This is a genomic window from Mycobacterium sp., from assembly GCF_035314665.1.
GTDB lineage: Bacteria > Actinomycetota > Actinomycetes > Mycobacteriales > Mycobacteriaceae > Mycobacterium.
On the sequence record NZ_DATFZD010000131.1, the window covers coordinates 1 to 12,524 of the forward strand.

The following is a 12,524-nucleotide window of genomic DNA, read 5'->3' on the forward strand; positions in this document are numbered from 1 at the left end:
AAAGAAATTCGCACGCACATAACTCACGCACCGCTCGACTCGCGGCTTGTCCCGAGGATGACGCACCCGCGCCGGGTCGACGACGAAGCCCCGGGCCTGGGCGTACTCGCGGAACGCGTCGTTCAGGCGCGGCTCGGTCGCGTGCGCCGCATCGACGATCGCTTTCATGTTATCCGGTATCACCACCGCGAAGACCCCACCGAAAAACGCCCACGCCGCCTCGAATCCGGCGATCACCTCCGCCAACGTCTGCTCGTGGGTCGGATAGACGAAGGTGTGCCGCGAATACACCGCGGTGAAGATCAGCCCGTGCACCACCCGGTTGCTACCGCGCACCGGATCCGGGATGAGCCCCAGCCGACCGAAGTCGACCTGCACCTCACTGCCGGGTTCACCGTCGACCACCGGCACCGTCGCCCGCCGCTGACCAAAACCCAATTCCGTTGTTACATAACGGTGCAGGGTGCGATAGGACACCACCACACCCCGGCGGCCCAGCAGCGCGTGGATCTTGGTCAGCGTCAGGCCCGCATCAGTCCAAGCCTTCAACTGCTCATGCTGGCCCGCCAGCGCACCCCACGACGCACCCCGGCCCGTCGGTCGCTGCGGCCGAGCCCCAACCACCACCGCCGCCAACAGCTCATCGCTGAGCTGGGCGGCCCCGCCGTCGCGGTCCATCCCGCACGCGCGTGCGGTGTCCACATAACGGCGCACCGTCTTACGGTCCGCCCCCGCCAGCTTGCTCACGTCCCGCAGCGACCGGCCATCCAGCCACAGCCGCAGGATCTCTTTCACTTCGATCATCGATAACTCCCGATACGTCATGCCGCCAATACAGCGGCCACACGACCGAGAGCGTGGAAGCCACGCCGGGTGGTCCCATCAGTGGCAAGCCGGTGGTCCCATTAATGGCAAACCCGGTGGTCCCATGCTGCTGGCAAAACCACCGCTCAGGTGGTCCCTTCCACCTGGCAACCGACAACTGGTTGACCCCGCTCTGGTTGGACGTGAGCTGACTAAGCCGCCAGCCCTTGGGGATAAAATCAGGTCAGCAGGATGTCAGTTAGTCACCGCTAACGCCACGCGATGGCTGATTTCTACCCCCGCCGCGACTGGCGGAATGTCGCCGTTTCAGCCTTCGGACCATCCGCTGTTCATCTCCCGCCGCAGCGGGATGACACCGCTGTCTCGTTCACTTCCAGCGATCAACTCTGGTGGTATCCGGTATGTCGTCGGAAGGAACTCGTGGCGGTAGTCGTCGACATGATCGGCAAGCTGAAGGTAGTCGAAGATTTCTCTAGCCATCACCGACAGGTCAGTTAACTGTTCGAGCCGACCTGTTTGGGACAGGGTGTCGAAAAGCCGGAAGTACCCATGCTCTTCGATTGCGACAACGTGCTTGATGAGGTCAGAAGAGAGAAATGTCGCAAAGCGAAGGATCTCCCGATTGACGTCGCGAGCGCGATCCATGCGGAAGCGGATGACATCGATCACGGTGCCCTGTCGGTAGCCCGAGGCTGTCGTTACTCGCAACCCGGCTGGCATATCAGGCCTAATCCGTTCACAAGTGTCTTGAACATTGCGCCAGCTGTTTTGACGTCTTGGATCAACGCCTGCTGCTATGTTGAGCACGGTCATGAGACCCGCTGCCTCGCCGACGACCCGACCGGTGAGGGGTGCCAGGAATTGATAGACATTGCGGCGATCCCGCCGCAGCGGGAGCCGGATGTTCAAGGCATAGACGGTGAACGCCCCGATGTACGCGATGGCGAGGTCGTAGCACACCACGCCTAACCGTGGGCCCTCATGAAAAAGCTCAGCAACTGGGGCGAATACCACGTGTTTAACCGTGGCGTATACCAAGGAGTAAACGAAAGCAATTGCCAACAATGTCCAAAGCGATCTGTTGAGCCTGCGCTCAAAACCGCTGAGAGACCTCACTCGATTCTGATCTCGATACCAGTCTGCTAGCTTCCTGTACCTGTCTGACAGTTTCTTGATCACACGGGCAATCATGCCCCTATCCCTCTGCGAACGCCACGCCGCTAGCGACCGACGGGCCCCCCGGTGCCATGTCCCAAAACACCGGACCGTCGCCCACATTGTCTCCGAAATCGACGATTTAAGACCGCGGATGGTCAGCGCGGTGGGTGAAGACCTTGGCGAGGATCAACGCGACCAGTGTCGATACCCGGCCGATCCCGCCGAGGAACGCCGACATCGGCGATCGAATCCCTTCATCCGTTCCGAACCGGTGGGTACGAACGCGCATGTGTGTCTGACTCCCGGACGCGACCAGCCAAAGCAAGAGCGCAGGAAGTCGGCGGCAGTTCAGTTGGAAATGACCGTGCTCAAATGCGGATCTCTGTCCATCGTGAAGTCAGAACGCCTCTGGACTCACAATTTGCCGATTCCCACAATAAGCAGGTAAACACCTACTATTGCAGCCAAGACCGTGACCACCAGCCGGTGATGATCTTGTGTCCATACATACAGTTGGTGGACGCGCTCGCGTGTCGCCTCCGGCGCCGACAAGAAGCTGACAAGGAAAACCTCGCTCAGCATGAATGCGATCACGTTGAAGACGATCAGTGCCGCGACCGAGGACGTAACCCCGGCTCCAGCGCCGAGGATTGCCGCTATCGCCGCAAGGTAGTAGGCGCTGGGCATACCGATCGCCACGCCGGCGATCCAGCCGACCCACGCCGACTCGCTCCTGAGCACTTTTTGAATCGGCCCGGGCAGCTTCTGGAAGGCCGCCAACTGTTCGATGCCTTGCGGCACCGCCGAGGTGGTGGCGGTGGTGGTGGTGGTGTCGGCGTCCTCACCGCCGGCGGTGATGCGTCGCGCTTGTCGTCTGCTGCGCACTTTGTCTGCGATTCCGCTGCCCACCAGAGCGGCAGCGAGAAGAGCAAGCACCCCCACCGCAATCTCGATCTCAGCGGGTATCCCGCTGCGACTGCCGACGCCAACACCTTCGAGCGCGAAAAGAATCACGGCACCGACGATCAGGCTCACCCCGAAGCCGCCGATGAGGTAAGCCACCAGATGCCGGACGGGTCGGCGCCTGGCCAAGATGACCACGATCGTCGCGACCCGCATCGGGTCGACCGCAGCCACGATCGCCATCAAGATCACCGTGAACCACATCAACCTAATTCTTGCATCGATGCGGCGCCAACATTGCATTCGAACTGTTTACGCGGCCCTTGGTGGAGTTTCGTCCCCGCCCAACATAATCTCTCACCCCGATCCGAACCCAGTCATGAATGACCGGGGCTAGGAATACGAAGGTCCACTCCGCATAGTGCCCACCGACCCGCTGCTCACTGACCAGTCTCTCCGCGTAGGGGCACCCTCGGGCTGGTGGCGCCTGCTCGCGTGTTCTCCGATCGAAAGACTGACTGAAATGATGGAGTGTCGGTCAATACCGTTGTCGCACCGCAGCTAGAGGCCGGCCGCGTGCCGCAACGAGGCTGTCCGACAACAACTGTCCTCCTCACGAGGAGCGCCTGGGACAACAGGATTCCGCCCCCGCGATCATCCCCGCCGGCGCACCATCACTTTCGACACGCAGAGCGGGGGTCGATGCCAGGCGGCATCCGGGCGCGGCCCGGACCGCTTTGGGCAACACCGGTGGTGCTAGGCGGTGACTTCGGCTGTCTGTGACTCGATGACCGTGTCGGACGGGGCCATGCGCTCCCACAGGACCGCGCCCACGCATGCTGTCACGACCCATCCGATGCCGATCACCCCGCACCACGTCATCAATGCCATCGCGACACCGATCGGGCCGAACCCGTTCCAACCGTTGAGCAACGGCGGGAAAAGGATCCGGGCGGCGAGCGGGAGAATGGTCCCGTCGATCACCACCCCGGCCAGCCCGGCGAGCGCGAGGTAGCTCCACCCCCGGGCGCCGTCGCGGACCAGCAGAACCGGTGTGAGCGACCAGAAGACCCAGACCGGCACCAGGGCCACCACGAACAGCAGCGCTCGCATCGCACCGGCGTGTTCGCCGCCGAAGGCGATCCGTTCACGAAGGCCGATCATCGTCAGGTACAGCACGAACCACGTGGCGCCCCGCAGCAGCCGTTGGCCCAGCCCGAACTGCTCACGGCGCCAGGCCTTGGCGAAGATTCCGGCGATGGTGATCGACATCGGGATTCCCCACACGAGGAATCCGGCGACGCCGATGAACGTCCAACTCGACCGAAATCCCGAGGAATCGCCGAACGCGGCGCGGACCCGTTCAGTCAGGGGGTATACAAGGCCGAGCTCCCGGATGATGAGTGCGCCCGGACTTTCGTTCTCCGCGAATCCGGAGAAGTAGTCGAACCCGATGATGATCAGGGGGATGACCGTGGTGAACAGCTCGATCGAGACGAGGCCGCCCAGCGTGGCACCGTCGATCTCGGTGAAGCGGGCGGCGACCGCGGCGGCCGGCCCCTTCTTGCGGGACTCCGCCAGCCGCCGGTAGCGCTCCGCGAGCCCCCGATGGACGTCCTCTCGGTTGCCGCGTGCGCTCATAGGTCGGCGAACTCCTCGAACGTCTCGCGCACAACTTCACGCGACGTGGTAGTCCCAGTTGTGGTGAGGTGACGGTAGCACTCAGGGACAACCCACCGGGAATCTCGCTCGTGGACGACCCGGGCTCGACGGTCCACGCAGACAAGTTCATGGCTCAGCCCCGATCCTCCCGCGGTGAGCCAGCCCGAATCTGCCCACTCACACCGGAGATCGGGTCAATGGCCGAAGCGTTTCTTGACCTGCTGTCCCGCGTCGGCCGTCAGTCGGGCGATGACGGCTGCACGGGTTGTCGGGTCCAGTGCCGAGATCGTCTCCTCGATCTGCTGGGTGGTCAGGTCGGCGGTCGCCTTCTTCCCGCGTAACACGTTTGCTGCGACCGCCAGCAACCCTGCTGCTGCCGCCAGCAGGACGACCCGCAGAATGTCCCTGGGTACGCTCATCTCTGTTCCTTTCCGGTGCTTTCCATCCCGAGCCACAGACAATGATCCGACGGTCGGCGCCGTCGGGTCACGCCCTGCTTGAATCCGTCAGCTCTTGACTGCAAGATCGTCAGCGTCGACCCGGGCCAGGATCGCATCCAGCACCGCGTATTCGGCCTCATCGATGGCGGACAAGGCGAAGTCCACCGCAGAAGCTGCGTAACGCTCCGCTGAGTCGGCCTCGCCCAGCGCCGCGCGCAGGTCAAGCCTGGCCCGCTTGTCTGCAACGTTGTCGTGCAGGTGCTGCACGTGGGTGTTCCAGTTCGCCTTCGCCGTCCGCCATAGCGCCGACGCCTCTTCGCTGACCTCGTCACTCTTCTGGCTCAGTTTGTCCGCACGCTCCTTGGAAAGCTCGTGCGCCTTGTTCACCCGGTCCTGCAGATCGGCGCGCCGCTTGGCATCGGCGCTCTTGATGTTCGCCTCGGCCTGCTTGGTCCGTTCCGCCACCTCGGTAAAGTCTCGGATTCGGTGTTCGCCATAATATCTCCTTGTCGTACCGTGAATTTGCTTCCAAGCTGGTGAAAACAGCAGCCGCAAAACCCACTTAGCGTACCTCGGTGGGGGCCTGACTAAATACAGGGGAACCCTACATACATATGAATCCCCGGTTGTTGCACACGGTCCCGAACATGTTTACCAGGAAGAAATTCCCGTGCTCATCCTACGGTCGGCGGCAAGGACACCACCAAATATCTCGGCGTCAGCGGCGCGAATTTGTATTGGCATTTTTCCGCAGACGGGTGACGGCTTGCGATTCCAACAACGCCACTGGATCCGGACGGTCAAGCGCGGGAACATAATCCGCCAGAGACGACCGCGGCAGCTGTGTCCGCTTCGACTTACCCAGCTCCTGCCGCTCGGCCACCGTCAGGCGCTGTGGCGCTTCCGGCTGTGCCGACGACATGTCCCCACGTGCTGACGAAAATACTGCCGGCGGCCCTTCGGACCGCGCCCGGGCACGCTGTCACGACCCATCCGATGCCGATCACCCCGCACCACATCAGCAATGTCGTCGCGACACCGATCGGGCCGAAGCCGTCCCGGCCGCCCGGCCGTCACCACACGATGCAATACATGCCTCGATGTGTTCCACAGGTTTTATCGATGTGTTCCAAAGGATTTAACAGATACGACGAACCTAGTGTGCGTGGTAACACACACTGTTCCGCGGGGAGGCCGTGCTTCGGGTGCTTCACATCGAGTCGGCGCCTCACCCACGCGTGCTGTCGGGATGCCCTCCTGTCAGCACCCGACCCTGGGAGGTTCGGGATGACGGGTTCCGCGGAGCGACAGCGGATCGATGGCTTCGGCCGGCTCGACCAGGGCTTGCGGCAGGCCAGCGACTGGTATCTGTGGGGGCCCTACCTGAGCGAACGGCAGTGGGGCACGGTTCGCGAGGACTACAGTGCCGACGGCGGCGCCTGGAGCTACCTGCCGCATGACCACGCACGCTCCCGCGCCTACCGCTGGGGCGAGGACGGGCTGGCCGACTTCTGCGACATCGAACAACGGTTGTGTCTGGCGCTCGCGTTGTGGAACGGGCGCGACCCGATCCTCAAGGAGCGCGTGTTCGGGCTGACCGGGGCCGAGGCGAATCACGGCGAGGACGTCAAGGAGTACTGGTGGTACCTCGACGCGCTGCCCAGCCACGCCTGGAACAGCTGGCGCTACCACTACCCGCAGCGGGCGTTCCCGTACCAGCAGCTGCTGGACGAGAACCGGCGGCGCGGCAAGTTCGACCCCGAGTACGAGTTGCTCGACACCGGAATCTTCGTCGATGACCGCTACTGGGTCGTCGACGTGCACTACGCCAAGGCCGACCCGACGGACGTCCTGATGACGGTCAGCGTGACCAATGCCGGGCCGGACACCGAACTCCTGCACGTCCTTCCCACCCTGTGGTACCGCAACACCTGGTCCTGGGATGTCGGGGTGGCCGCGCCGACGCTGGCCGCGACCACCGGCGCGACGGTGGCCGTCGAGCATCCCTTCCTCGGCGAGCTTGAGTTGCTGGCCGGGCCGCCGCCGAACGGCGGGGATCGGGAGCTGCTGTTCTGCGACAACGACACCAACCTCGGGCGGCTCTACGGTGCTACGTCGGCCTCGCGGTGGCCTAAGGACGGCATCAACGACCACGTCATCTGCGGGACCGACACCGTCAACCCGCAGCGACGGGGCAGCAAGTGTGCGGTGTGGTACCGGGTCACGGTGGGCTCCGGCCAGACCGCCGAGCTGCGGCTGCGCCTGCGGCCGGCGGGCACTGGAGGTGACCCGGCGACCGCGCTCGGAGCCGACTTCACCCGGGTGATGGCCCAGCGGCGCACCGAGGCGGACGAGTTCCACGCCGAGCTCACCCCGGCCTCGGCGTCGGCCGACGAAGGTGCTGTGATGCGTCAGGCGTTCGCCGGGATGCTGTGGAGCAAGCAGTTCTACGACTACGACGTGTCCCGGTGGCTCGACGGCGACCCGGCCCAGCCGCCACCTCCTGCCCAGCGGCGATACGGCCGCAACGCCCGCTGGCGCAGCTTTGACGCATTCGACGTGATGTCCATGCCGGACACCTGGGAGTACCCCTGGTTCGCGGCATGGGACCTGGCATTTCACTGCATCGCGTTGGTGCACGTCGATCCGGCGTTCGCGAAGTACCAGCTCTCCCTCCTGTGCCGCGAGTGGTTCCAGCACCCCAACGGTGCCCTGCCCGCCTACGAGTGGGACTTCGGGGACGTCAAGCCCCCCGGTGCAGGCGTGGGCGGCGCTGGAAGTCTTCGCCATCGACGGCGGCCGCGACATCGACTTCCTCAGCCGGATCTTCGACAAGCTGCTGGTGAACTTCACCTGGTGGATGAACCGGGAGGACGCCGATGGCCGCAACGTGTTTGAGGGCGGGTTCATGGGGCTGGACAACATCGGGCCCCTCGACCGCTCGCACCTTCCCGTTCACGGTGTCCTCGAACAGTCCGACGCCACCGGCTGGATGGCGAGCTACGCGCTGTCCATGGCGATGATCGCAGCCATCCTGGAGGGGTCGGGGCACCGACCCGCGCTCGACCTGGTGCAGAAGTTCCTCGAGCACTTCGCCGGCATCGCGGAAGCGCTCGGGACCGTGGGCGTCTGGGACGAGCGGGACGGCCTGTTCTACGACCGCCTCGTCTTGCCCGACGGCAGTGCGGTGCCGGTACGCGTGCGCTCGATGGTTTCCATGATCCCGCCCCTGGCGGCGGTGGTGGTGCCCGAGGAGGCCATCGACCAGTCGGCGGTGACCGACAAGATGTTCGCCGACTACCTGCGACACCATGGGCTGGGGCGGACCGAGGACCTCGTCGCCGCCGGGATATTGCGGGGCAACCCCGGCAAGCGGCGGCTTCTGGTCGGGGTGACGAGCCGCGACCAGGTCCGCCGCCTGTTCCACACCCTGTTCGATCCTGCGGAGTTCCTCTCGCCGCACGGGCTCCGCTCGCTGTCCGCATACCACCGGGAGCATCCCTACGTCTTGGACATCCAGGGTGTGCACGCCGGCATCGACTACGAGCCGGCCGAGTCGACCACCGACATGTTCGGCGGCAACTCGAACTGGCGGGGACCGGTGTGGTTCCCGCTGAACTACCTTGTTGCCACCGCGCTGGAGCGCTACCACGAGTTCTTCGGGGACGAGCTGACGATCGAATATCCGACGGGATCGGGAACCAGCGCCACCCTGGACGTGGTCGCCGCCCATCTCTGGGAACGGCTGGTCTCGATCTTCCTCGCCGACGCCGACGGACACCGGCCCTGCTTCGGCGGGGTGCAGCGGCTGCAGACCGACCCACGATGGCGCAACAACCTGCTCTTTCACGAGTACTTCGACGGCGACAACGGTGCCGGGCTGGGCGCGAGCCACCAGACCGGCTGGACCGGGCTGGTAGCCGACGTGATCCTGCGCCGCCACCGGGCCTACCCCGCGGCGTCGGGCGTCATCCAACGGCTAGTACGGGGTGAGGAGATCTGATGGGCCTGAAGATCGTGCCCGGCCGGCCCGCCCCGCTCGGCGCCACCCCGGGCCCGCACGGCACCAACTTCGCCGTCTCGTCGCCCGGTGACGAGGTCACCCTGTGCCTGTTCGACGCCGAGGGCGCCGAGACCCGGCTGGTGCTGCCGGACCGCGACGGCGACGTCCGGCATGGTTTCGTGCCCGGCGTGGGCCCTGGCCAGGCCTACGGTTTTCGAGTCAGCGGACCCTATGATCCCGCCCACGGCCTGCGGTTCAACCCGGCCAAGCTGCTGCTCGACCCCTACGCGCGCGCGATCGCCGGCGAGGTGCGGTTCGGGCCGGAGGTACTCGCGCACACACCGGATGATCCCGGTGTTGCAAGCCCGCTGGATTCGGCGGGACAGGTGCCGCGCAGCCTGGTGATGGCCCCGGCGCCGGCCTCGACGGTGTCCCGGCCGGCGCACCGGCTGGCCGACACGATCATCTACGAGGTACACGTCAAAGGGTTCACCGCGACCCATCCGGGCGTGCCGCCCGAGCTGCGCGGAACCTATGCGGGGCTGGCGCATCCGGCCGCGCTGGGACACCTCGTCGACCTCGGCGTGACCGCGGTGGAGCTGCTGCCGGTGCACCACAGCGTGCCCGAGTCGTTCCTGGTGCAGCGGGGCCTGACCAACTATTGGGGCTACAACACGACCGGGTTCTTCGCCCCGCACGCCCGATACTCCGCGGCGGTGCGGGCCGGTCGACCCGGCGCCCAGGTCGAGGAGTTCCGCGCCATGGTCGACACCGTGCACGCGGCCGGCCTGGAGGTGCTGTTGGACGTCGTGTTCAACCACACGGCCGAAGCCGGCGCCGACGGCCCGACGCTGTGTCACCGCGGCCTGGACAACGCCGCGTACTACCGCCTCGACCCGTCCGATCCCAGCCGCTACCTCGACACCACGGGGTGCGGCAACTCGGTGAACACCGGCAACCCGGTGGCACTGGAGATGATCATGGACTCGCTGCGCTACTGGATCACCGAGATGGGAGTCGACGGCTTCCGTTTCGACCTGGCACCCACCCTGGGCCGGCAGGAAGGTGACTTCGACCCGTTCTCGGCCTTTTTCGACATCGTGGCTCAGGATCCGGTCATCTCACCGATCAAGCTGATCGCCGAACCGTGGGATGTCGGCCGGTCTGACAGCTACGACGTGGGCCGGTTCCCGCCGCAGTGGAGCGAGTGGAACGGCCGCTTCCGCGACACCACGCGGGACTGGTGGCGCAGCCACCCGGGGCTGCTGGGAGATTTCGCGTCGCGGCTGTGTGGCTCCGCCGACATCTACGACCGCACCGAGGAGGGGCGCCGGCCCAGCGCGTCGGTCAACTTCGTCACTGTCCACGACGGATTCACCCTGGATGATCTGGTCTCCTACAATCAGAAGCACAACGAGGCCAACGGCGAGGACAACCGCGACGGCACCGACGACAACCGGTCCTGGAACTGCGGGGCGGAGGGGCCCACGACCGATCCGCAGGTGCTGGCCCTGCGGGCTCGCCAAAAGCGCGCTCTGCTGCTCACCCTGCTGCTCTCGACCGGCGTCCCGCTGCTGTGTGGCGGCGACGAACTCGGCCGCACCCAGCAGGGCAACAACAACGCCTACTGCCAGGACAACGAGATCACCTGGTTCGACTGGTCGACGATGGACAGCGAACTGCTGCAGTTCACTAGAGACCTGATCGCGCTGCGCCGTCGTCACCCGGTGTTCCGCAGGCGCCGCTTCCTCACCGGGGCAGCGGCTGCGGATCTGCGCTGGTTCACCCCGTCAGGTGCGGAGATGACTGACCAGAACTGGGCAGATCCGGGCGCCCGCAGTATCGCCTTGCTGGTCGACGGCTCGAAGGATCCCGACCTCGACGAGGACGGCACCCCCCTGGTTGACGACGACTTCCTCGTCTTCGTCAACGGCTGGTGGGAGCCGCTGACCTTCGTTGTGCCCGAAGAAGTCTCATCGCGCGGCTGGGACATCATGTGTGACAGCTACGACCCGGCACGAAACGGCACGGACGGGGGTTCCCTCGAGGTCGGACCGCGGTCGGCGGTGGTCCTCCGCTCGCACCCCTGACCGCCATCCGAGGCCGCCGACACGCCCATGCCTGCTAGCCCGAGCATCGCCGTGGCACAACTGTTCCCAATCACCTGGGGGCCTTCCTGTGTTCGTGTTCCGTAGCACCACGAATCATGAGGCCCGAGGGCCATTCCCAAGCTCAGGCAACCAACTGTGTCACCCGACCACTACCACGCTTCATCACGAAGAGCAGCCCCTTTAAGGGAAACCCTCCGGACGATTTCAAGCAGCACGGGCTCAACGGAAATGCCTTGAAATGTCGGCGCACACGCGAAAGAAAAGCTTGCAACGTTCATTCGCTCGTTAGCTCCCCTTTGACAATGACGGCGTACTGTTCGCAATGGGTTCAGACTGAGCCTTGGCACTAGAGATTTCGAAGAGGATTACGCACATGTCCAAAGAAGCCGCAAGGCACCATCGCGAGGCCGCGCTTGCGCTCGGACTGGCCGCCAAGCACCATCTTGCCGCCGCCGAACACCATGAGGCTGACCGTCACGAGAAGGCCGGCCATTTCGCGCACGTCGCAGAGGGTCATCTCAACGAGGCCAGGCATCACGTCGAGGAAGCCAGCAAACTCCACGCGCACGCGCACGGGCTTGCGGACAAGTAGCGACGCAGCCTGAGCGATAAGAGCTGGCGGGACGCATCTAAGACACTGCCGATTGCCGCCTAACACCACCCATCGGCCCGGCCGGAACGAACCGCCTGCTGACCTCGCTAGGTCTCAAGATGTTTCTTTAAGCCAGTCAATGTGCTGTCGACCAGACCCTTGATGACTCTCCGGTCTGCAACCTTCCTTCCACCATCGTCCAGTTCATGCGTCGACCTGGTGCTCGTAGGACAGGGTGTACCCGTCCGTACCGACGGTCGCGGACGCCTTGAACCGGGCGGTCGCCGGCAAGTCGTTCTCCTCATACACCTCCAGCAGTTCGACCTCCAGGATCTCCGGGATCCACTCCGCCTGACTCTCCACATCACGGATGGTCGCCAGCACCTCGGCGAACGGCGCCTCGATCTGCACCGTTTCGCTCGCGCTGTCAGTGGACATGATCGTCATCGCCGTAGGCGCCGAGCCGAAGCAGCGTGGTGATCTCGCTGACCGACGGCATCCTCGGGGTTGGCGCGGTTTGCTGAGGTCCTGGAAGGCCGTTATCCCCGCCGAAGTGACCGGCACCCTACGGCGCGGTAGGTCAGCTGGCCCGTTTGTAAGCTGATTCGATTCTTCGGGCGGCGTCCTGTGCGTCTTTGCGGATCCCGAAAGCCGTCACCATCTCGAACACACCGATGACGACGAGCCAGATGCCGACGACGAGAGTCAATATGGCGATCGAATCGAACGGCCACGCCAGTACGACGATGCCGGCGATGATGATGCCGGCCATGATAGTGATGAAACCGAAGAAGATCGCCCACCCGCGTCCGGGGGCGCTGCTTGACGAC

At 64.8% G+C, this 12,524-nt stretch carries 10 protein-coding genes and 1 pseudogene; 3 read left to right on the forward strand and 8 right to left on the reverse strand.

Translation table 11 applies throughout. The features are described 5' to 3' along the window. The 6 genes and pseudogenes from VKI00_RS10250 to VKI00_RS10275 form a co-directional block, all read right to left on the reverse strand. A pseudogene (locus VKI00_RS10250) lies at positions 1-804 on the reverse strand (IS21 family transposase); the annotation flags it as partial. Positions 805-1,131: 327 nt separating this feature from the next. Then, on the reverse strand, positions 1,132-2,004 hold the full coding sequence (locus VKI00_RS10255) for a hypothetical protein (RefSeq protein ID WP_324437302.1): 873 nt from the start codon (positions 2,002-2,004) through the stop codon (positions 1,132-1,134). Positions 2,005-2,397: 393 nt separating this feature from the next. Next, the gene (locus VKI00_RS10260; protein WP_324437304.1) at positions 2,398-3,150 is read right to left on the reverse strand and encodes a GAP family protein; all 753 of its coding nucleotides are present in this window, start codon (positions 3,148-3,150) and stop codon (positions 2,398-2,400) included. A 492-nt stretch (positions 3,151-3,642) separates the two neighbouring features. After that, a complete protein-coding gene (locus VKI00_RS10265; protein WP_324437306.1) occupies positions 3,643-4,527 on the reverse strand; it encodes a hypothetical protein in 885 nt (294 codons plus the stop codon). Positions 4,528-4,742: 215 nt separating this feature from the next. Then, entirely contained in the window at positions 4,743-4,967 is a 225-nt protein-coding gene (locus tag VKI00_RS10270) for a hypothetical protein (protein ID WP_324437308.1), read from the reverse strand. Between the two features lie 87 nt (positions 4,968-5,054). Beyond that, positions 5,055-5,543 carry a hypothetical protein gene (locus VKI00_RS10275; RefSeq protein ID WP_324437310.1) on the reverse strand — a complete coding sequence of 163 codons (489 nt, stop codon included), beginning with the start codon at positions 5,541-5,543 and terminating at the stop codon, positions 5,055-5,057. A 2,200-nt stretch (positions 5,544-7,743) separates the two neighbouring features. On the opposite strand from VKI00_RS10275, the gene VKI00_RS33765 reads away from it, so the two are divergent. The 3 genes from VKI00_RS33765 to VKI00_RS10290 all read left to right on the forward strand — a co-directional run bounded on the left by VKI00_RS33765 (position 7,744) and on the right by VKI00_RS10290 (position 11,694). Then, a complete protein-coding gene (locus tag VKI00_RS33765) occupies positions 7,744-8,991 on the forward strand; it encodes an MGH1-like glycoside hydrolase domain-containing protein (protein WP_414687164.1) in 1,248 nt (415 codons plus the stop codon). Further along, positions 8,991-11,081, forward strand: coding sequence for a glycogen debranching protein GlgX (gene glgX, locus VKI00_RS10285; protein ID WP_324437314.1), 2,091 nt, complete (start codon positions 8,991-8,993; stop codon positions 11,079-11,081). Before VKI00_RS33765 ends, glgX begins: the two co-directional genes overlap by 1 nt. 394 nt (positions 11,082-11,475) lie before the next feature. Beyond that, positions 11,476-11,694: a hypothetical protein gene (locus VKI00_RS10290; RefSeq protein WP_324437316.1), complete on the forward strand. Its 219-nt coding sequence runs from the start codon at positions 11,476-11,478 to the stop codon at positions 11,692-11,694. A 204-nt stretch (positions 11,695-11,898) separates the two neighbouring features. On the opposite strand, the gene VKI00_RS10295 is transcribed toward VKI00_RS10290, so the two are convergent. Together VKI00_RS10295 and VKI00_RS10300 are read right to left on the reverse strand one after the other, a co-directional pair. Then, positions 11,899-12,132: an SRPBCC family protein gene (locus VKI00_RS10295; protein ID WP_324437318.1), complete on the reverse strand. Its 234-nt coding sequence runs from the start codon at positions 12,130-12,132 to the stop codon at positions 11,899-11,901. Positions 12,133-12,274: 142 nt separating this feature from the next. Further along, on the reverse strand, positions 12,275-12,524 hold a 250-nt coding region (locus tag VKI00_RS10300; protein ID WP_324437320.1), incomplete at its 5' end, for a DUF308 domain-containing protein.